Here is a 20,278-nt window from a genome sequence, read left to right on the forward strand (position 1 = left end):
TGGCGCAATCATTCCGCGCCTCTGGTGGCGGAGTCGTTAGCGCAGCGTTCACAACTCTCTTGGCAATCCGTCTACTTGTGGATTGCCTGGTACTCGCGGATTGCCTGGCCTGGATGGCGGGGGACCGCGCAGTCGACGGCGGCAGCCATGACGTGCCGGTCGATGACAGCTCGGTCATCGGCTCCTGGCGCAGCCCCGCCGAGGCAGCGAGATCAGGCCCGGTCGTGGGCGCCGCGGATGCGCAGGATCCGATGCACCGGCACTCTCGGCAGCGGTTCGATCGCCAGCGACGCCAGCAGGCTGACGAGCGCGATACCGGCCGCGATCGTGAAGACGTTTCCGATCGCCTCGGCGTAGGTGTGCGGCGCATGGAGGCCGTGTTGCTCGACCCCGCGACACGTCATGGGCGGCCCGGACCTGCAGGCCAGGTCCAGGCTGGAGTCCAACCCCACGTGCGGTCTCCACAACATGGCACCGATGTGCCCGGCAACCACCCAGGCTGATGTCGACACCCATCTGTCCGTCTTCGAGGAGGTCGTCCGCCCGCTGACTCACTTCGCCTCGTCGCTCGGGCCGATGTGCTCACCGGGCGTGGAGAGCTCGTCGATCGCCCCTGCGGTGACCACCGCACCCGTGGTCTTCCTGCCGCGACGCAGCCTGCCCTCCAACCAGGTCGCGAAGGTCGTGAGCGCGAAGTTCAGCAGGACGAAGATGACTGCCACGACGGTGAAGCTGGCAATGGTGTTGGCACCGTAGTTCGCGCTCATCGGGCGGACGGACGCCAGCAGTTCGGAGAAGCCGAGCAGCGCTCCACCGAGGGCGGTGTCCTTCACGATGACCACCATCTGGCTGACGATCGCGGGCAGCATCGCGGTCACCGACTGCGGCAGCAGCACGTACCGCATGGTCTGGCCCTTGCGCATGCCAATGGCCTTGGCCGCGTCGGTCTGCCCTGTGGGCAGGGACAGGATGCCGGCGCGCACCACCTCGGCGAGCACCGACCCGTTGTAGAGGACGAGGCCGGTGACCACGGCGTACAGCGGCCGGGATTCCGGGCTGATGTCGGTGTACTGCGCGTACGCCGCGTTGGCGAAGAACATCAGGATGAGTACGGGGATGGCACGGAAGAACTCCACGACGGTGCCGCCCACGCCGCGCACCCACCAGTGGTCGGAGAGGCGCGCGATACCGAAGAACGCCCCGAGAGGCAGTGCGATGACCATGGCGAGCGAGGCGCTCTTCAGGGTGTTCTCCAGTCCCGGCAAGAGGTACGTACTCCAGGCGCGGGAGTCGGTGAAGAACGGCTTCCACTTGACCCATTCGAGCTGGTCCTTCTCGGCGAGACTCTGGACCACCCACCACACGAGTGCCGCGAGGGCGACGAGGAACACCACTGTGTACACGACGTTTCGCCGCGCGGCACGCGGGCCCGGGGCGTCGTACAGGACGGAGGTCATCGCTTGACCGCCACCTTCTTGCTCACCCAGCCGAGGAACAGACCGGTCGGGAGGGTGAGGCAGATGAAGCCGAACGCGAAGATGGCGGAGATGAGAAAGAGTTGAGCCTCGTTCTCGATCATTGTCCGCATCAGCAGAGCCGCCTCGGCGACACCGATCGCTGCCGCCACCGTGGTGTTCTTGGTCAGCGCGATCAGCACGCTGGCCAGCGGACCGACCACCGAGCGGAAGGCCTGCGGAAGGACGACCAGCCGCAGCACCTGGGTGAAGTTCAGGCCGATGGCGCGCGCCGCTTCCATCTGACCGACGGGCACGGTGTTGATGCCGGACCTCACCGCCTCGCACACGAAGGCGGAGGTGTAGAGGGTCAGGCCGAGCACGGCGAGCCTGAAATTGATGGTCTCGAAGTCGCTGCCACCGAGCCTGACGCCGAGCGTCTGGAAGAGGCCCAGTGAGGTGAAGACAATGATCACAGTCAGCGGAATGTTCCTCACGACATTGACGTATCCGGTGCCGAAGGCGCGCATCAGCGGCACCGGGCTGACTCTCATGGCAGCCAGGAGCGTTCCCCAGACAAGTGAGCCGATCGCGGAGTAGACGGTGAGCTGCACCGTCACCCAGAAGGCTCCCAGCAGGTCGTAACCCTCAAGAAAGTCGAACACGATTTCCCGCGCTTCCGCGTGTGTGGACGGGGTGGCGCGCCGCCCCTGCGGGCGGCGCGCCGGTAGTGCTCAATTCCAGCCGACGGTGTTTCAGCTGACGATGTTTCCGATCTTCGGGGCGGGCTCGTTCTTGTAGTTGGCCTCGCCGAAGTTGGCCTTCACGGCCTTGTCCCATGAGCCGTCCGCCACCATCTTCTCGAGGGCAGCGTTGATCTTGCCCTGGAGTTCGCTGCCCTTCTTGACGCCGACGCCGTAGTTCTCGTTGCTCAGCTTGAAGCCGCCCAGCTTGAACTTGTCCTTGAACTCGGGTTGCGCGGCATAGCCGGCGAGAATTGCGTCGTCGGTTGTCAGGGCGTCGATGACCTGGTTCTCCAGGCCGGTCAGGCACTCCGAGTACCCGCCGTACTCCTGCAGTTGGGCCTTCGGCGCGAGCTTCGTCTTGACGTTCTGCGCGGAGGTCGATCCGGTGACCGAGCAGAGCCTCTTGTCGTTCAGGTCTGCGGGCTTGGTGATGGAGTCGTCGTCCGCCCGGGTCATGATGTCCTGGTGTGCCAGGAAGTAGGGCCCGGCGAAGTCGACCTTCTCCTGGCGCTCCGGGGTGATCGAGTAGGAGGCCGCGATGAAGTCGACATCGCCACGCTGAAGCAGCGTCTCGCGGTCGGCGCTCTTGGCTTCCTTCCACTCGATCTGGTCGGGCTGGTAGCCGAGTTGCTTGGCGACGTACGTGGCTACGTCGACGTCGAAGCCGGTGTACTTGCCGTCCGGAGTTTTCAAGCCGATGCCCGGCTGGTCGTACTTGATGCCGACCGCGACCTTCTTGCCGCCGCCCGTACCGCCGTCGCCTCCGTCACCGCCGCAGGCCGAGGCGGTCACGGACAGCACGACCGCAGCGGCGGCCGCGATGGAGACCTTCAGAAGTTTCATGGTGCATTTCCCTAGGGATTGACATGTGGAAACAGAGCTTCGGAGCGGGACGGGTTCATGGCGTCGGGCTCAGTGGTGAAGGATTTTCGAGAGGAAGTCCTTGGCACGGTCGCTGTTCGGGTTGCTGAAGAACTGGTCCGGCGTCGTCTCCTCCACGATTCGTCCGTCCGCCATGAACACGACGCGATTGGCGGCCGAACGGGCGAATCCCATCTCGTGGGTGACGACGACCATCGTCATTCCGTCACGGGCGAGTTGCTGCATCACCTCCAGCACTTCATTGATCATTTCTGGGTCGAGGGCCGAAGTCGGCTCGTCGAAAAGCATGATCTTGGGGTCCATCGCCAGCGCTCTGGCGATCGCCACACGCTGCTGCTGGCCGCCGGAGAGCTGCGCTGGATACTTGTCAGCCTGAGAGGCGACACCCACCCGGTCGAGGAGCGAGCGTGTCCGCCTCTCGGCCTCCTTCTTGTCCTTCTTGCGGACCTTGACCTGGCCCAGCATCACGTTCTCCAGCACGGTCTTGTGCGCGAAGAGGTTGAAGGACTGGAAGACCATGCCCACATCGGCTCGCAGGCTTGCCAGCTCACGGCCCTCTGCGGGCACCGGCCTGCCGTCAATGGCGATCCCGCCCGAGTCGATGGTCTCCAAGCGGTTGATGACGCGGCACAGCGTGGACTTTCCGCCCCCGGAGGGTCCGATGACGACGACGACCTCGCCGCGGGCGATGGTCAGGTCGATGTCCTGGAGCACATGCAGCCTGCCGAAATGCTTGTTGACCCTGTGCAGCACGACGAGGGCGCTCTCCATGCCCGGCACGGCGACTTCCTCTGCCGCTGGTACTTCGCTCATCGGCTTCTTCCTCCGTCCTCCTCGAGTCGGCCCGCACGCTGACGTCCCACCACGAAACGGGCGCCGCGGCGAGGAAGCCGAGGTCAGGGAACGAGGACTGACCGAGGTGCCCCGGACCTTCCATCGGATTGAGCGCACGCTCGATCCGGAAGAATGCAGCACTATGAATATTTTGACCCTTTCGGGTCGGTATGTGTGAGCCCGCCACGCTGAAAAAGAGCTGGTACGAGAGCCGGCGAAGGCGCGGGTGAGCACTGCTGCACATCCGGCACGGGCGTTGGGCCCGGCTCGTGCCGGTGTCGTCGCTTTCGGTGACCCTCGTACCGGCGCCTCGCTGCTCGTACCACCAGCCCCACCAGTCCGCCTGGTGGTCGCGCTTGCGCAGGTCGGGCTCCCTGTGCCGACGTGGATGGGACGCGGTGGGGAATTCTCACGCCCCGGAAACTTCCCCGCCCGGTGATGAGGGGGCGCCCGCCCTGTGATGAGGGGGCGCGTGCATCGCTCGCCAGGGCAGGACTCTTGCCGGTCCGGCCGACCGCCGTGCCGGACAGTAGATGCTCGGTGAAGCCTTGGTGAAGCGGCTCGGTCGGCTCCCAACCCGGAGCCGGGAAGGCCCACTCCTGCCTACGTGATGTGGCCATGCCCAGCCGATACGCGGAGGGCGTGGCCGGGACCCCGAACAAACGGAAAGGGAGAGACCCGCCATGCAACGTCGAGCCGGCACCATCACCGCGGGCGCAGTACTCCTGGCGGCCTTGAGCCTCACCGCCTGCGGCCCCGAGGACGGCAAGGCCGCAGGCAGCGGGAAGAGCTCCTCCTCGCCGAACTCCTCCGCCCGAGGACAAGAGCGGAGGCCGGGGCGAGGACAACGGCCAGGGTCAGGGCAAGAGCGGCGGCCAGGGCAGTGACTCCGGCGACTCCGAGGTCGTGGACAGATGCACGACCAAGAACACGGAACTGGAATTCCTTGTTGTGCAGCACGGCAATGACCAGCAGGATGCGCAGGCCAACGTGCGGATCACCAACACCGGGTCCAACACGTGCACCATCGTCGGTGTGACCACGCTCCTCGCCGAGGACATCACGGGCAAGTCCGCCAAAGTCGAGACCGACAACGCCGGCGGTAGCGACGAGGCCGCCGACGTGGCGCCGGGGCAGACCGCCGTGGCCCTCGTCGAGTATCCCGACCACAACAACGACGGCACGGGCAGCGAGGAGTGCCCTTGAGGCCCACGAGGTACAGGTCGCCCTGCCCGAGGACGACACTCGCACCGTGGAGGTCAAGCGGGAGGGCGGCGAGATGGCGTCGTTCCTCGCCTGTGCGCCCGACAAGGTCAAGCTCGGCGACTTCAGCAGCTGAGCCCGGAGCAGCCCGCGCTCCGGGCCGAACCGACCGGACGACTGGACCGGCTGGACACCGCGTACCGGACCCGCCGGCGGGAGAACCTGGTGGGTACCGGGCAGCTCGAGCGCCTGTTGACGAACGAGGGCCGCGGCCGCCGCGTCAAGATCCACCCGGTCGACCGGACCCACGTGATGCCAGGCCGCGTACGGGAGTTGGAGCAGCGCAACCTCCAAGTCCGTTACGGCTGGGACGACATCGCCGACGCCTGGTCCGCACACGACCTCGAGGAACTCGCCCCGATCCGGGCCATCAACGAACTCGGCTACGACCTCGCCGCGTACGCCTACGTCTCCCCATCGGCATCGGCGTCTGACGCCCATCGCAGGAATTCCCCTCCGCTTTCGCCGGCGCGTACCGCATCTCGATCAGGTCGTAGGCTGTCGGGCCCGGCATGGGCATGTCGATGCCCATGCCGGGCTCACTGGGCTCGCGGACCAAGTACGACCGCGGGACGGGTGGGCGTTGAGCTCGTCGGGCCGGGACGGCGCAGGGACAGAGCGGACGCGGAGCCGCGATCGGGCCGCGTGCACCGTTCAGTGGGTGGAGAAGACTGCCGCCCCTCCGCTGCCCGACCGGGGACGCTGCCGCGCACGGCGCGATCGTACGGCCGCGACGCCGCCCGGTCCGGCTGGGCCGCTGCCTGTCGGGCGGATGCGGCCGCGTACCCGCAGCGGCATCCTCGAAAGGAGCAGCAGGGGCGAACCACCTCCCGATGCACAGTTGCCGCATACAGGGAGAGCGATCGTGACCAAGGCCATCGGACAGCCCGGGCTAACCCGGCTCCTGGTGGTCCTGCTGCTTCTGGCAGGCGCGGCGGCAGACATTTTCGGGCCCGAGCCCTACATGGGGCTGCCCCTGCTGGCCGCCACCCCCTTGGTCGCGGCTGCGATGCTCTCCTTCCGGGAAAGCCTGGCCTTCGCAATCCTGGCCTGCGTCATCTCTGTCGTGCTCGACGTCCATCTCGGGCGGGCGGTCACCGCACTGGTCGTCGATCTGGCCGATGTGGCTTTGACCAGCTGCCTTGCCCTCCTGATCAATGTGCTGCTCACCCGGCACCGCCTGCGCCTGGCGCAGGCCCGTGACGTGGCGGAGGCGGCCCAGCGCGCGCTGCTGCCCGATCCGCCGGCACGTGCCGGAAACCTGGAGGTCGCGGCGCGATACGAGGCGGCGCAGGCCGAAGCCCGGATCGGTGGCGATCTCTATGCCGTGCAGCCCACGCCCTTCGGCGTACGAGCGATCATCGGGGACGTAAGGGGCAAGGGCCTGCAGGCAGTGGCCTCTGTCTCGGTACTGATCGGGGCGTTCCGGCAGGAGGCCGATTACGCACCCACCCTCGGCGAACTCGCCCAGCGGCTGGATGCGGCTCTGCGGCGTGACAACGAGCGCCGAGCGGCGCCCGCCGGCATCGAGGACTACACGACAGCCCTGCTGGCGGAGATCGTCCCGGGCAGCGACACCGTACGGCTGATCAACCGCGGGCACCCGGCCCCGTTTCTGGTGCATGACGGCGGCATCGTTCGGCTCGATCCCGCGGAGCCACAGCTTCCGCTGGGCATGAACCTCGGCGGACCGGGGGCCGACGGAGCAGGGACGGCGGACACCTTCACGATGCCGCCGGGGGCCACGCTCCTCCTGATCACGGACGGGGTCACCGAGGCGCGCAACAAGAGCGGAGCCTTCTACGACGTCGAGGACGCCGGCATCGGCACACGCGTCTACCGGCACCCCCGCCAGCTGATCGACACACTTGTTCAGGACGTGGCGAACTGGACGGCCGGGCCCTATCAGGACGACATGGCGATCATCGCGCTGACCCGAACCCCCGGTTAGGTCCGCTTCAACGGATCCTGCTCAGCGCAGAACGGGATAAGGGGAGCGTGCCTGCTGCCCCCGGGGAGGCCTCGGGGATTGTCCCCAGTCACCCCCTGGGGCGCCTCGCTGACCTGGTCTTCAGCACGTTCACCCAGGGGATCTTCCCCCCGGGACTGGGGAGAAGCTCTGATGGCAGAGCGGAGGCGGCCGGACAGGCTTAAGGAGCAGGAGTCACCGTTCCTGGAATTTGCCCGAGGAGGTGCCCAGCTCGCGCGGCGTCGCATGGTGCGGCCGTGAGCGGATGTCCGGCGGCGCGCGCACCGTTGCAGGCCGCAAAGGAAGGCCTCACCGGCCGCGCACCGGCCCCGGGACCAGCACAAAATCCACCCCTTCGGAAGGTGGTTGTCATGTGCAGCCCGCCGATTGCGCCTACCGTCGCTGCATGGTGGTGCGAGGCGGGCCGTGAGGGGTACCCCGCGGTGGCGCAGGCCCGTGCAATCTCCCACCGGTTCGCCGCCCGGGCCGGTTGGCCGCTTGAAGCCCAGGAGAATCTGGCGCTGATCGTCTCGGAGCTGGTCACCAATGCCTGCCGCCACGCCCCAGGGCCATGCCGTATTCGGCTGCAAGCCCTATCCGGACGAGTAGCGGTGGAAGTGTGGGACACCAACCCCCTGCTTCCATGCCTCAGCATTCCGGACACAGATGTTGCCGTGGAGAACGGCGAGCCGCCGTGCGGCGGCTACGGGCTGGGCATCGTGGCGCGGCTGAGCGAGGAACTGCTCGGCTTCGCCGGACCGGCCGGCGGAAAGACGATACGCGCGGTCGTGACCGGGTCCATGGAATCCGGCGGGGCCGACCTCAGCGGCACCGACGATCAGGACGCGTGATTGCCGTCGAGAGCGCTGATTCTCGTTGACACCCGGGGGACTGGGCCGGGTCGCGCCGACCTCGGCGTCCGGCACCTCTACCGGCTCGGTCCTGGTCGTCGACCGGGAGGGAGTGGTCCGAGCTGATACGGCCCTGAGCCCGGAAGCCCAGGGCAAGCCGTGACCGGTGACCGTGTTACAGCGGTCGGGCACCGGCTGTGCCCGGCGCCCAGATGCTGTACGGGCGGTGGTCGGATGAACCCGGTGGGCGTGCGCCGGGTCAGGAAGCGTCGCCGCCCGCGCATTCTGGGGCACTGGGTGACCACCCCCGTGGGACTCCGCGCATCTTCCTGTGGTCGAAGGCGCCCCGGCGCCCCCAGGTCGGCGGGGGACGGAGACGTGCCCGGGGGCTGTTCCGCGAAGCCGTAGGGGAGGCGGGCAAGCTACCCGGCGCCGAGTGGAAGCGGCCTGAACGGCGGTGACGCTCCTGTGGCCGCTGCCGTGACATGCCAGGAGTGTGAGAATGCAATGGAGACCTCCGGGACGGATAAGGGATGACATGCCTGTTGTCCGGCCGTCGTCCGCCCGGGCGTACCCGGGTACGGCCGGCGGCAAGGATGGCGACTGCGACGCTAGGCGGGCCGGCGACGGAGATGTTTCTGCGAGGCTCGCCGGTTGCCGGTGACGGGCTGACTCCCGCGAGGGACTGTCTCCGGCCGTGCTTCTCCGGCGCGTTCTGAGACCTGCCGCCCACGCGAGGTCGGCAACAGTTGTGCTGTGGCGCGTCAAGGGCGTTTGCGATGACCGACACCGTGCTGGTCGCCAACCGCGGGGAGATAGCCTGCCGGGTCATTTCCTCTGCCCGGGTTCTGGGCTGGCGCACCGTGGCGGTGTATTCCGACGCCGATCGCTCGGCGCCCCATGTGCGAATGGCCGATCAGGCATTCCGGATCGGACCCGCCCCGGCGGCACAGAGCTATCTCTCACCCGAGCGGATCTTGGGTGCGCTCGCGGCCAGCGGAGCGGACGCCGTTCACCCCGGGTACGGCTTCCTCTCCGAGGACTCCCGCTTCGCCGCAGCGATCGAGGCGCGCGGAGTGTCGTTCGTCGGACCCCGCCCGGCTCACCTGGAAATCTTCGGGGACAAGAACACCGCCCGCCGGGCGGCCGAGAAGGCCGGCATTCCCGTCCTGCCCGCCACGGGGCTGCTCAGGGACACCCCCCAGGCGCTCCGTGCCGCCGGGCAGCTGGGATATCCGCTGATGGTCAAAGCCGCCGGCGGCGGCGGCGGTATCGGCCTGCGCGCCTGTTCCGGCCCCCACGAGCTGCCCGCAGCGATCGAGTACGTGGCCGGCCCGGCGCAGACCGGATCCGGCGGAGGGGGTGTCTTCCTCGAACGCCTGGTGCCCAGTGCCCGTCACATCGAAGTCCAGGTCTTCGGCGACGGAGCCGGGCGTGTGGCGGCGTTGGGAAGCCGCGACTGCAGTCTCCAGAGGCGCCACCAGAAGGTCATGGAGGAAGCCCCAGCTCCCGGCCTGCCGGCCCCCCTTCGCCACCGGCTCCAGGACTGGGCCCGTCGGCTGTGCCAGGCGATGGACTACCGCTCCGCGGGAACCATCGAGTTCCTCCACGATCTCGACAGCGACCAGACCTGGTTCCTGGAAGGAAACCCGCGTCTACAGGTGGAACATCCGGTCACTGAAATGGTCACCGGCCTGGATCTGGTCGCATTGATGCTGCGCCTGGCCGGAGGGGAAGAGGACGTGCTGGCAAGGCCGCTGCCCGCCGAGCGACCCGTACACGCACACGCCGTCGAGGCTCGCGTGTATGCCGAAGACCCCAGCCGTGATTTCCTGCCCAGCACAGGACTGCTCACTCTCGTGGAACTGCCCACCGACGTGCGGGTCGACGGATGGGTGGAAACCGGTCAGGAAATCGGCAGTGACTACGACCCGCTCCTTGCGAAGATCGTCGCCGGCGGGCGGGACCACCGCGAGGCCTTCGCCACCCTGCGCGGGGCGCTGGAGCGCACACGCATCGAGGGCGTGGAGACCAACCTCGGCCTGCTGCGACAGGCCTGCACCAACGAAGAGGTCATCGAGGGACCTACCCGGACCACCACACTCTCCCGTATCACCGACGGGCGCCCACGGATCGAGGTCGAGCGGGCCGGGACGCTGACCACGGTCCAGGACTGGCCCGGCCGTATCGGCTTCTGGTCCGTCGGAATCCCGCCCAGCGGCCCGATGGATGATCTCTCCTTCCGCCGGGGCAACACCATCCTGGGCAACCCCGAAGGGGCGCCGGGCCTGGAGTGCACCTGGGAAGGGCCCGTCCTGCACTTCACGCAGGCAACCCTGGTCTGCGTGACCGGCGCCCCGGCAACGGTGAGGATCGACGGACATCCGGCCGCCCAGTGGGAGCCCCTGCTCGTCAAGGCCGGATCGCGCCTGGAGGTCGGATCCGCCACCGGTACGGGCGTCCGTACCTACGTGTTGTTCGACGGCGGCCTCGAGGTGGTGCCTGCCTATCTCGGCAGCACCGCCACATTCCCCCTCGGCGGCTTCGGCGGGCACGCCGGGCGGGCACTGCGCGGTGGTGATGTCCTGCGGCCGCACCCCTCACCGCACTCCGAACCCCAGCCGGCCGGAGAAGCCGACCCGGTGCCCGAGTTCACCCACGAATGGGACATCGCCGTATGCGAGGGGCCGCACGCCGCCCCGGACTTCCTCACCCCGGAGGGGATGGAGGAACTCTACGCCGGCCCCTGGGAAGTTCACGCCCATTCCGCTCGCAGCGGGGTGCGGCTGACCGGCCCCACTCCCCATTGGTCCCGTGTGCATGGATCCCAGGGCGGATTGCACCCCTCCAATATCCACGACACCCCCTACCCCCTGGGCGGTGTCAACTTCACCGGCGACATCCCCATCATCCTCGGCCCGGACGGACCCAGCCTGGGAGGTTTCGTCTGCCCCATGACGGTCGTGGCAGCCCAGCGTTGGAAGACCGGACAGATGCGTCCCGGTGACCGGGTGCGCTTCCACCCTGTGACCGGAGAGACCGCCGACCGGCTGCGCACCGCATGGTCGCACCGCCGCGCCCTGCCCGTTCCGCGGACACGCGCCGTCGGGTCCGGTGATGGCGCGGTCCTCGCCCGTGACCAGGCAGCCGACGACACCGAGGTGGTCTACCGCCGTGGCGCAGACGACAGCATCCTGGTCGAATACGGCCCGCCCGTCCTGGACTTCGGGCTCCGCCTGCGGGTCCATGCCCTTCAGGAGCGCCTGGCATCCGCCGGCCTGCGCGGCCTGACCGACCTCACCCCCGGCGTCCGCGGCCTGCATCTGCACACCGATCCCGACGTCCTCCCGCTCAGGACGCTGCTGGACGCCCTTCGCGAGGCCGAGCAACTCCTGCCGGACACCTCGCAACTGACCGTGGACAGCAGGGAGGTCCACCTCCCCCTCTCCTGGAACGATCCCAGCATCCAGGACGCCATCTCCCGTTACGCGGCGACCGTCCGCGCTGAATCCGCCTGGGTGCCCTCCAACATCGACTTCATCCGGCGCATCAACGGCCTGGACACAGTGGGCGATGTACGCGCTACCGTCCTGGCCGCCCAGTACCTGGTCCTGGGACTGGGAGACGTCTATCTCGGAGCCCCCTGCGCCACCCCCGTCGACCCACGCCAGCGCCTGATGGCCACCAAGTACAACCCTGCCCGGACCTGGACGCCGGAAGCCGCCGTGGGCATCGGCGGAATCTACTTGTGTGTCTACGGCATGGAGAGCCCCGGCGGCTACCAACTGGTCGGCCGCACCGTGCCCATCTGGAGCGGATTGCGCCAGCCCGTTTCCTTCGAGTCCGGCACACCCTGGCTGCTGAGAGTCTTCGACCGCCTCATCTGGCACCCGGTCAGCCCCGAGGAACTCCTGGACCTCCGCGCGGACCTCCAGGCGGGCCGTACCACCCTCGATATCCGTGCCGGAACCTTCGACATGGCTGCCCACCTGCGGTTCCTCAACGAGCACGCAGCCTCCATCACCGCGGCTCGGCGGCAGCAGAAAGCCGCATTCGACACCGAACGCCCGCAGTTGGAGGCCGAGGCGGCCATCTCCTACCAGGAACCGGCCCCACCGTCCTCGAAGGACGCCTCCATACCGTCCGGGGACGCACTGATCACCGCACCGCTGACCGGAAGCGTCTGGCGCATCCACGCACGACAGGGAGCCGTGGTGAGCGCAGGTCAGCCACTGCTGAGTCTGGAGGCGATGAAGATGGAGATCACCATCCGCGCTCCGGCAGGAGGCGTCGTCGACCGTGTCATGGCCAGCCCCGGGCAACAAGTCGGTGCCGGAACACCCTTGATGGCTCTCGGCGGCCGTGAGAGGGAATGAGCGGACGTGCCTGTATGCGCGACCTCACCCCGGCAGCGTTTGTACGGGCGAGATCACCGCTCGTACGGGCGAGAGCAACGCCCGTACTGGCGAGAGCAACGCCCGTACCGGCGAACACAACGCTCGTACGGGCGAGCGCGCGGCCGGGCCGCGAATTCTGCCGCTTCAGCGGCGGATCGCGCTTCACCGCAAGGCGCCGGCGACCTGGTCGCTTTCCTGGCGCATCCGGTTCCGCAGCTCCCGCCGCCCGGTCAGACCGTTTCGCGCGTAGATGTTTCCGAGGTGGTATTCCACCGTCTTGGGACTGATGATCAGCTCACCTGCGATTTCGTTATTGGTCATCCCACGGCCCACCAGTACGGCGATGTCCCTCTCCCGCGCTGTGAGTTCGATCAGGTCCTTGCCCGTTTCTTCCCGTGCCCGGCTGCCGCCGGAGACACGTCCCAAGGCGGCTTCGCAGCGCTCGGCATACGGTGTCGCGTGCAGGGCGTTGAAGCGTTCCAGTGCCTGTAGGAGCCACTCCTTCCCCTCCCGGTGGCCGCTGCTCTGCAGGGCCTGCCCCAGAGCCTGCTGCACAAGAGCCCGCTGCAGTGGCGCTTCGTCGGGCGTGGCCGTGGTCGCTGCGGCTTCCCGGTAGTGGAGGATGGCACTGTCGATGTCTCCGTTCTCCTCGGCCAGGCGGCCGCGGAGACGCCCCAGCGGCAACTGGAAGCACGGCGAGCCCTCTCCCAGCGCCTCCAGCTCGCCGAGCAGCCGGCCCGCCTCCTCCCGCTCACCGTTGGCGATGAGAGCCTCCCCCAGCAGCGGGCCCCACCAGCGCAGCCAGCGGGCGTATCCCCTCCGCTCCTGATCCCCCGCAGGATGCCGCAACGGTGCCAGAGCGGTGAGCATCCGCCGGGTGTCGCCGGCCGCCTGAGCCAGGAATGCCTCGGCCATCGCGGTGTAGAGGATGTCCAGCGCCGTACCGCTGTTCCGCGTCTTACGGTGCGCTGCCTCGAGATGCCGGTCGGCCCTCGCCCAGTCGCCCCGCCCGGCAGCGGCATAGCAGACCGCGGCCTGGCTGGCGGCCACCTCCAGCCCCCGCTCCTGTGAGGAGGCGGTGGCGATGGACAGCCCACGCGCGGCCAGGATGGCCGCGTCATCCCATTCACCGCGCATGTACAGCACGAGCGGCAGCACGTAGTAGGCCCACATACCCCACCGCAGCTTGGCCCCCGCTTTGCCACGGGCCACCACGGTGGACAGATCCTGGTCCGCCTGTGCCAACTCGCCGGCCATGGCGTTCGCCATCCCGCGGTAGGTCAGTACTTCGGTGGCCTCCAGCGGGACGTCCTGGCCGGCCGCCGGCAGCCACCTCAGATGCTCGAGGCACGCCCGTGGCCCGTCGGTGAGGGCGTGTCCGCAGGCGAGAATGTAGTGGATGGAATCCGCCATGCTCGCACCGAGCCGGTTGGACGACAGCGCACGGCTCGCCGCCTCCACGCAGTCCGTGCCGCGGTTGTCGAGCACATAGGCATAGGACAGAAACGCTGCGGCATAGGCCTCGATCCAGTCCAGCGAACCGGCCTCCGCCCCCGGCCTCACCTCCGCCTTCGTCGGCAGCGTGCCGGAGAAGGCCAGCCAGTGCTCGGCCGAGGCGATGTCACCGCGGATGACGGCCATGATGCCCAGTACGCAGTCGCGCAGCCGGCCCTCGCTGCAGGTGTCGATCTCCTCTTGATGCCGCGCAGCCCATGCCGTGCTGAGGGTGGAGAGCGAATACAGACAGCCTGTCAGCAGCCTCTCCTCGTACAGTGCTCGGGTGTCGGAGAGCTGAGCGGCCCACAACAGGTGGGTTGCCGCCGTGAGCCAGTCACTGCGCTCGGCCTCGACTGCTGCCTGGGTCTGCAACTCCCCGGCAAGCTCCGGGTCCACACTGCTGGCCGCCGCCACCCTGTGGGCCCAGGCTGCGGTGGAGTCGACCATGGCGGCGGCGGCTGTGTGCAGCTCCCGCCTCAGCCCGGGCGGGATGCTTGCGTAGATCGCATCGCGCTGCAGCAGATGAGTGATCGCCACCGGGCAGCCGGCGTCCAAGGGCCACCATTCCACAAGGCCTTTGGCGAGAGCCGGTTCCAAGGCTCTCCCGGCATCGTCCAGCCCTGCCACATGAGCCGCTCGCACCAAGGGAATCCGCAGGTCCAGTACCGCAAGTGCCTCGATGAGACGCTGGCTCTCCTGCGGCAGACTGTTCAACTGGTCCTGGGTGACCGCGGCCAGGGAAGGGGGCACGCCCATCCGGGACTTGGCCACATCGTCCGCCAGCTCGGTCAGCAGGGAGCGGGCGTACAAGGGATGGCCCCGGGTGTGGGTGTACAGCAGGTCCAGGGCCTCGCCGCTGAGTGCATCGGCCCCGAAAGCCTTGGCCAGTGCGCCCACTTCGTCCTCGGAGAGGCCGGTCAGGGACAGCTCCGCGACATGGTCGACGTCCTCCACCATCCGCCGTGTCGATGCCGCCGCAGCCTCCTTGCCGCTTCGCGAAATGAGCACGAGAAGCACACGGTCGGCCACCAGCCGCCGGGCCAGGAAGCTCAGAGTCCGGATGGAGGGCCGGTCGGCCCACTGGACATCGTCCACCACCAGGGCCACCGGGGCGCGCTCTTCGAGTTCCCCCAGCAGCAACAGCAGTTCGGCTCCCACCGCATACGCGGCCGGCTCGGCACGAAGTCCCTCCGACAGCAAAGGAAAACGCTTGAGAGTCTCAGGGGCGACATGGCGGAGCATACTCGCCACGATTTCGAAGGAAAGATCGCTTTCCGCGGCATCGCCACGTGCAGAGAGGGCGACGAAGTTCGGCAGAGAGTTCAGCCAGTGGCGCACCAGTGTCGTCTTCCCGATGCCCGGCTCGCCCTCCACCCACACCAGCCAGGGCGTACCCTCTTCCACCCCTTTGGCCAGGCGGCCGAGCTGATGCAGCTCACGTTCCCGGCCGACGAACGTCCTAGCCGCTCGCGCGACGAGGGCCCCTTCATCCATGGCACACCTGCCCAGGCTCCTTGCCATTCCAAAGTAACCGAAAGTCCGCCCTGAGTGCTGAGTGACATGAGCCCGTCGAGATCCCACTGATCTGCGCCGGAGGGTTCGTCGGAACAGCTTCTCAAGGAGGGTTCAACCAAGGGTGCTCGATCCGCTACCCACGGCAACAGGGGCGTCGGGAATGCGTTGCTCGCCGACTTCGCGAAGGCGTCCCGGGACGGAACGCCGGGCAACCGCTGAATCGCGGAGCACTATGTCGCCCTCATGTCGCCCTCGACGACCGGGGGCGCCCGCGACTTCGCGGTTCCGGCCCCACCGGTCAGCACGGGTCCTCATCCGTGTGCACTGCCAGGACCGGGCAGGCGGCGACGGCCCGGCGGGCCGGTCCGTTCAGCCGAGGAGGGATGGTCCTGTCCGCGATGATGGGGAATCCCCATTCGTCGAGATCGATGAGTTCGGGAAGCAGTTCGGCGCACAGACCGCTGCCGATACAGGAAATGCGGTCGATCCGGAGGGTTTTGGGTTTGGCCGAGCTCATCGCCATATTTCCGGTGCTTTTGCAGGGGGGACGGGGATCCTGGGCTGCTGATCCGCGGCAGGGCAGGCGCCGTGGGTGAGGTGGTGGCCGACATCCTCGGCGAAAGTCTGGAGGGCGGAGGCGGCCAGGCGGGCGGCGCCGTCGGGGTGGTGGCAAGCGCCCCTTTGCGGGAGCAGGGAGGTCCGGCGGTGCAGACGGGAAAGCAGTGCGGAATCGGTCTGTCCTTCGGCGAGGGCGGTGAAGTCCTTGGCCACGGCAGGAAGTCCGAGCCGGCACGGGCCGCACTGCCGGGCACGATGTGCGGTCAGGTAGGCAAGGATGCGGGCAGTCTCGGCCAGCCCGCAGGCGGAAGTGGGGAGCGCGATGAGCACGCCGGCCCCCGGGGTCGCTCCCAGCGGGGCCAGGTCGTTCCGGGTGAGGGGGGTGAGCAGCTGGCTGGGCAGCCAGGTGCCCGCGAATCCACCGACCAGGACGGCCCCCAGAGACTCCGCGGGCCCGCCCGCATGGCCGAGGATCGTGGCCAGCGGCGTACCGAGCGCGACTTCCACGACGGCGGGGATACGGACGCCACCGGAGACGGTGACGAGCATGGTGCCCGGCTCGTCCGGTGTGCCGAACTGCCTGAACCAGTCCGCTCCGTATCGGGCGATGAGGGCCAGATGGGCGAGGGTCTCGGCGTTGTGGACGAGGGTGGGGCGCCGTACGACCCCACGCTCGTACGTGTGCGGCGGACTGCCCTGAGGGCGGGCCGGCCCACCGTTGAGCCAACGCACGAGAGCGGTTGATTCGCTTGAGACGTAGGCGTGGGGCAAGGTGTGGAGGCGCAGCTGGACGCTGTCGAGACGCGTACGTCGGCGGTCGTCCAGGGCGGCTCTCAGTTCCCGGTACTGAGTGGAGCGGCCGCGAGGCAGGCATACGTGAACGGTGTCGGCGCCGACGGCTGCCGCGGCCAGCACGGCTCCGTCGAAGACCAGATGGGGAGCGACCGTCATCAGGAACTCGTCCTTGGCGCTTGCGGGTTCGCTCTCCATGGCGTTGACGACGACCACGGCGCGATCACTCCGCTCCGCAACTGCGCGCAGCTTCCGGTCGGTCGGGAAGGCGCCGCCACCCCGGCCGGTGAGTCCGGCCGCCTTCACCGCTTCGACGAGCGGCATGGAGGAGCCGTCGCCGGCCGCTGCGCCGACCGGGGGAGGCCCGTAATCCCTGAGGTGATCGGCCAGGGCGGCCGGCCGGCCGGTCGAGTACCAACCCGCCAGCAGCCGCGCAGCGCCGGTCTCGGATGAGGGGGGTGCGACGTGATGCGGCGCGATGGGCGTCATGTCCGGGCGTTTCATCGTCCACCTCCAAGAAGGTGGTTGTCGTAGCCGGCGCCACGAGCGGGGTGGCTGCGGCGTGCGGCGTCAGGGGAGGGGGGACCGCGCCCCGCCGCGGCCGACGAGGCGCCTGGCGGCCCGCCGCGAAGCGGCCGTCGCCAGCCGCCACCAGGGGGCCCTGATACGAGGAGCGCGGTGAGCACCACGGGGCCGACGCTCGCCTCTCGCCACGCCGGCGAGGCGCCGAGTGACCCGTCCAGGGCCGGCTTTCGCCAGCCACCACACCGAGGCCCCGACCACCACACCGAGGCATACTGCGTAGAGCCATGGCTGGAGGGTCGGCCGGACGGGCAGCAAGCCGCTGTAGAGGCTGCCCAGGGCCGCTGTGCCGGTCATCGCGGCGAGCGCGATCCACTGGGTCAGGCGGCGGGCCCGCCGGAGACCGCGATCGCGTGCGGGGACCGAACCCGCCCGGGGGAGGGACTGCTCGAGGCCGTCGTGCGAGGGAGACATGGCAATGTACTCCTGGTGAATCGGCTGCCTTGTCACACCAGCTTGAGCACGCCGCACTCCAGAACTCGCTCACCTTTTCCTCAGAACCGGTAAAGATCTACCGGTTTGTGAGTCCGGGTCCTGTCACCGTCCCGATCGTGGCCGCCGCGTAGAGCCCCGCCTGCACAAACGTGGGCGCGTGACTGCCGAAGGCCGGGATTTCCGGGATGCGGAAGACGGGGGTTGCGACGCCTGCACGCACATGCGTCTCTGCTGGTCAGCCAGGGGCCTGGTGATGGCAGCGCATGGACGGGGCGTGATCACCCGTCGAAATGATCTTTCCACAGGGACGAACGGCCCATGTCCGGATGCCGACGCCCGGCGCAGACTGACTACGTCTGCCGGTGGGTCACAGCCGGCAAGGAGGCTGATCACACGGATGAACGGGCAGGTCACACACCCGACCGAAGAGACGCGGGTACTGATCGTGGAGGACGACCGCGGCATCGCGGGTTCCCTTGTACGCGGGCTCCAGCAGGCGGGTTACGTCGTCGACGGTGTTCGCACGGGCCGGGAGGCCCTGGCGGTGCCGTCACCCGACGTCGTACTGCTCGACCTCGGTCTGCCCGACATCGACGGGATCGAGGTGTGCCGGAGGCTGCGCGCACGTTCGGATGCCGCGATCATCGCCGTCACCGCGCGCGGCGAGGAAGCGGACCGCGTGGTGGCCCTGGATGAGGGCGCCGACGACTACCTGGTCAAGCCGTTCGGCCTGGCGGAGTTGCTCGCACGGATCCGGGCCGTACTCCGCCGCCGGCGCCCTGCCGGGCCGGAGATCCTGCGGTACGGGCCACTGGAACTCGACATGCGCACCCGGCAGGTGTCGTCGGACGGCCGACCGGTCGCGCTGACACCCAAGGAGCTGGGCATCCTGGAGTGCCTGGCCGCCGACCCGGGGCGGGTGGTGAGCAGGCAGCAGATCCTGGAACGTGCCTGGGACGCCCACTGGTACGGCCCCACCAAAGTGCTGGACGTGCACATCGCGGCGCTGCGCCGCAAGCTCGGCGTGCCAGGGTTGATCGAGACGGTGTACGGGCTCGGTTTCCGGCTCGGGGCGCCCGGGGAGCAAGGGTGACTCGCCGGATCACCTTGACCTTTCTCGCCATGACCGCCGTTCTCCTGGTGCTGGCGGTCGTACCGCTGGCGGTGCTGATGACTGCGCGTGAGCGAGCGGACTACCGGGATGATCTGCGATCCGGCACTCGCGTCGTGGCCGCGGCGGCCGAGGAGCACCTCTCGGACGGCCATGCGCCGACGCTCATGCGTGAAGAGCTGGACGCCGTGGCTCGCACAGGCGGCTGTGCCGCGGTGTACGACGCCGAAGTGCGCCTGGTGGCCAGTACGCCGTGCCCGGCGGCTCAGGGCGATGAAGCGGAAAAGCTGGTGGGGACGGTACTGTCCGGGCACGAGCCCGAGCCTGCGGAGCAGGGCGGTCGGCTGCTGGTCGCCGAGCCGGTCGGCGAGATCCGGGGACCCGTCGGTGCCGTGGTCCTGGCCCGTTCCGCGGCACCGCTCGACGCCCGGATCGCTGCGACCTGGGGCTGGTCCGCGGCGATCGGCGCGGCCGGGCTCGCTGCGTCGGCGTTGTTGTCCGTTCGCCTGGCCCGCTGGGTCAGCCGCCCGCTGTCGACGCTGGACGCCACGGCAAAGAAGCTCGGCGAGGGCGCTCTGGAGGAGCGGGCCGATGTCGACGGCGGACCACCCGAGGCACGTAGTTTGGCCGCCACCTTCAACGCCATGGCAGCCCGCACGGAAACCCTGGTGCACGGCCACCGTGCCGTGATCGCCGACGTGTCCCACCAGCTCCGCACCCCACTGGCCGCGCTGCGGCTGCGACTGGACCTCCTCGCGGCCGAAGCCGAGGGCGACACCGCCGTGGAGCTGGCCGCCGGCCAGGAGGAGATCGCACGGCTGTCCCGACTGGTCGACGGACTGCTGGCGGTTGCCCGTGCCGAGCAGGCGGTGCCCAGCCCGACCGCCGTTCAGGTCGATGAGGTCGTGGCCGAACGAGTGGCCGCATGGGCGCCGGTGGCCGAAGAACGCGGAGTCCGGCTGGCGGCACCCGACGGGCTCGCGCTGTGCGCATGGATGGGGAGCGGCCATCTGGAGCAGATCCTCGACAACCTGATCGCCAATGCCCTGGAGGCGGTTCCCGACGGAGGAAGCCTCACGATCGACCACCGGGCAGTGGCCGACTCGGCCCGTGTGCAGGTGAGCGACGACGGGCCGGGCATGAACGCCGAGGCAAAGGCGTTGGCGTTTCGACGGTTCGGCAATCCGCAGGCCAGGGGGACAGGTCTGGGGTTGGCCATCGTTCACCGCCTCGTCACCATCAACGGTGGAACCGCTGAGTTGACGGACACGCCAGGAGGAGGACTGACGGTGGTCCTGGATCTGCCGGCCTACCGCTGAGGACGCGAGGCAGGAGTCCCGCGGAGTTCTGTGACGGGCAGCCGGAATCGGTCGCGCCAGGGCGATGACGGCT

General features: G+C 68.7%; 15 protein-coding genes. 6 read left to right on the forward strand and 9 right to left on the reverse strand.

The window, feature by feature from the left end; genetic code table 11:
• Window positions 1–212 precede the first annotated feature (212 nt).
• The 5 genes from AB0M26_RS26280 to AB0M26_RS26300 all read right to left on the reverse strand — a co-directional run bounded on the left by AB0M26_RS26280 (window position 213) and on the right by AB0M26_RS26300 (window position 3,895).
• Window positions 213–404 (reverse strand): hypothetical protein, encoded by a 192-nt coding sequence (locus AB0M26_RS26280; protein ID WP_365264572.1) that lies wholly within the window; start codon window positions 402–404, stop codon window positions 213–215.
• 147 nt (window positions 405–551) lie between these two features.
• On the reverse strand, window positions 552–1,457 hold the full coding sequence (locus AB0M26_RS26285; protein WP_365264575.1) for an amino acid ABC transporter permease: 906 nt from the start codon (window positions 1,455–1,457) through the stop codon (window positions 552–554).
• Window positions 1,454–2,119 carry an amino acid ABC transporter permease gene (locus AB0M26_RS26290; RefSeq protein WP_365264578.1) on the reverse strand — a complete coding sequence of 222 codons (666 nt, stop codon included), beginning with the start codon at window positions 2,117–2,119 and terminating at the stop codon, window positions 1,454–1,456. The genes AB0M26_RS26285 and AB0M26_RS26290 overlap by 4 nt, the downstream gene beginning before the upstream one ends.
• Window positions 2,120–2,209: 90 nt before the next feature.
• Window positions 2,210–3,043: a glutamate ABC transporter substrate-binding protein gene (locus AB0M26_RS26295; protein ID WP_365264581.1), complete on the reverse strand. Its 834-nt coding sequence runs from the start codon at window positions 3,041–3,043 to the stop codon at window positions 2,210–2,212.
• Window positions 3,044–3,112: 69 nt separating this feature from the next.
• Window positions 3,113–3,895 (reverse strand): amino acid ABC transporter ATP-binding protein, encoded by a 783-nt coding sequence (locus AB0M26_RS26300; RefSeq protein WP_365264584.1) that lies wholly within the window; start codon window positions 3,893–3,895, stop codon window positions 3,113–3,115.
• A 927-nt stretch (window positions 3,896–4,822) separates the two neighbouring features.
• Here AB0M26_RS26300 and AB0M26_RS26305 point away from each other — a divergent pair.
• The 4 genes from AB0M26_RS26305 (at window position 4,823) to uca (ending at window position 12,375) form a co-directional block, all read left to right on the forward strand.
• Window positions 4,823–5,122 (forward strand): DUF4232 domain-containing protein, encoded by a 300-nt coding sequence (locus AB0M26_RS26305; protein WP_365264587.1) that lies wholly within the window; start codon window positions 4,823–4,825, stop codon window positions 5,120–5,122.
• Window positions 5,123–6,044: 922 nt separating this feature from the next.
• On the forward strand, window positions 6,045–7,130 hold the full coding sequence (locus AB0M26_RS26310) for a PP2C family protein-serine/threonine phosphatase (protein WP_365264590.1): 1,086 nt from the start codon (window positions 6,045–6,047) through the stop codon (window positions 7,128–7,130).
• 461 nt (window positions 7,131–7,591) lie between these two features.
• On the forward strand, window positions 7,592–7,999 hold the full coding sequence (locus tag AB0M26_RS26315) for an ATP-binding protein (protein ID WP_365264593.1): 408 nt from the start codon (window positions 7,592–7,594) through the stop codon (window positions 7,997–7,999).
• A 779-nt stretch (window positions 8,000–8,778) separates the two neighbouring features.
• Window positions 8,779–12,375 (forward strand): urea carboxylase, encoded by a 3,597-nt coding sequence (gene uca / locus AB0M26_RS26320; protein ID WP_365264595.1) that lies wholly within the window; start codon window positions 8,779–8,781, stop codon window positions 12,373–12,375.
• A gap of 183 nt (window positions 12,376–12,558) precedes the next feature.
• Here the strand turns inward: uca and AB0M26_RS26325 are convergent, their stop codons facing one another.
• From AB0M26_RS26325 to AB0M26_RS26340, 4 genes are all read right to left on the reverse strand, one after another.
• Window positions 12,559–15,387: an AAA family ATPase gene (locus AB0M26_RS26325; RefSeq protein WP_365264597.1), complete on the reverse strand. Its 2,829-nt coding sequence runs from the start codon at window positions 15,385–15,387 to the stop codon at window positions 12,559–12,561.
• A 319-nt stretch (window positions 15,388–15,706) separates the two neighbouring features.
• Entirely contained in the window at window positions 15,707–15,925 is a 219-nt protein-coding gene (locus tag AB0M26_RS26330) for a ferredoxin (RefSeq protein ID WP_365264600.1), read from the reverse strand.
• Entirely contained in the window at window positions 15,922–17,262 is a 1,341-nt protein-coding gene (locus tag AB0M26_RS26335) for an NADH-ubiquinone oxidoreductase-F iron-sulfur binding region domain-containing protein (RefSeq protein ID WP_365264603.1), read from the reverse strand. Before AB0M26_RS26335 ends, AB0M26_RS26330 begins: the two co-directional genes overlap by 4 nt.
• A gap of 66 nt (window positions 17,263–17,328) precedes the next feature.
• On the reverse strand, window positions 17,329–17,754 hold the full coding sequence (locus AB0M26_RS26340) for a hypothetical protein (protein WP_365264605.1): 426 nt from the start codon (window positions 17,752–17,754) through the stop codon (window positions 17,329–17,331).
• Window positions 17,755–18,172: 418 nt separating this feature from the next.
• Here AB0M26_RS26340 and AB0M26_RS26345 point away from each other — a divergent pair, with 418 nt between their 5' ends.
• Both AB0M26_RS26345 and AB0M26_RS26350 read left to right on the forward strand, forming a co-directional pair.
• A complete protein-coding gene (locus tag AB0M26_RS26345) occupies window positions 18,173–18,868 on the forward strand; it encodes a response regulator transcription factor (protein WP_365264608.1) in 696 nt (231 codons plus the stop codon).
• Between the two features lie 29 nt (window positions 18,869–18,897).
• Window positions 18,898–20,205, forward strand: a complete 1,308-nt coding sequence (locus tag AB0M26_RS26350) for a HAMP domain-containing sensor histidine kinase (RefSeq protein ID WP_365264609.1) — start codon at window positions 18,898–18,900, stop codon at window positions 20,203–20,205.
• Window positions 20,206–20,278 lie beyond the last annotated feature (73 nt).

Source organism: Streptomyces sp. NPDC051776 (assembly GCF_040681345.1).
In the GTDB taxonomy this organism is placed as follows: Bacteria; Actinomycetota; Actinomycetes; order Streptomycetales; family Streptomycetaceae; genus Streptomyces.

Bases quoted from the DNA above. Each gene is read 5' to 3' on its own strand.
- AB0M26_RS26300 (WP_365264584.1), bottom strand. From the start codon at position 3,895: ATGAGCGAAGTACCAGCGGCAGAGGAAGTCGCCGTGCCGGGCATGGAG.
- AB0M26_RS26335 (WP_365264603.1), bottom strand. From the start codon at position 17,262: ATGAAACGCCCGGACATGACGCCCATCGCGCCGCATCACGTCGCACCC.
- AB0M26_RS26350 (WP_365264609.1), top strand. From the start codon at position 18,898: ATGACCGCCGTTCTCCTGGTGCTGGCGGTCGTACCGCTGGCGGTGCTG.
- AB0M26_RS26325 (WP_365264597.1), bottom strand. From the start codon at position 15,387: ATGGATGAAGGGGCCCTCGTCGCGCGAGCGGCTAGGACGTTCGTCGGC.
- AB0M26_RS26285 (WP_365264575.1), bottom strand. From the start codon at position 1,457: ATGACCTCCGTCCTGTACGACGCCCCGGGCCCGCGTGCCGCGCGGCGA.
- AB0M26_RS26330 (WP_365264600.1), bottom strand. From the start codon at position 15,925: ATGAGCTCGGCCAAACCCAAAACCCTCCGGATCGACCGCATTTCCTGT.
- AB0M26_RS26340 (WP_365264605.1), bottom strand. From the start codon at position 17,754: ATGTCTCCCTCGCACGACGGCCTCGAGCAGTCCCTCCCCCGGGCGGGT.
- AB0M26_RS26295 (WP_365264581.1), bottom strand. From the start codon at position 3,043: ATGAAACTTCTGAAGGTCTCCATCGCGGCCGCCGCTGCGGTCGTGCTG.
- AB0M26_RS26280 (WP_365264572.1), bottom strand. From the start codon at position 404: ATGACGTGTCGCGGGGTCGAGCAACACGGCCTCCATGCGCCGCACACC.
- uca (WP_365264595.1), top strand. From the start codon at position 8,779: ATGACCGACACCGTGCTGGTCGCCAACCGCGGGGAGATAGCCTGCCGG.
- AB0M26_RS26345 (WP_365264608.1), top strand. From the start codon at position 18,173: ATGAACGGGCAGGTCACACACCCGACCGAAGAGACGCGGGTACTGATC.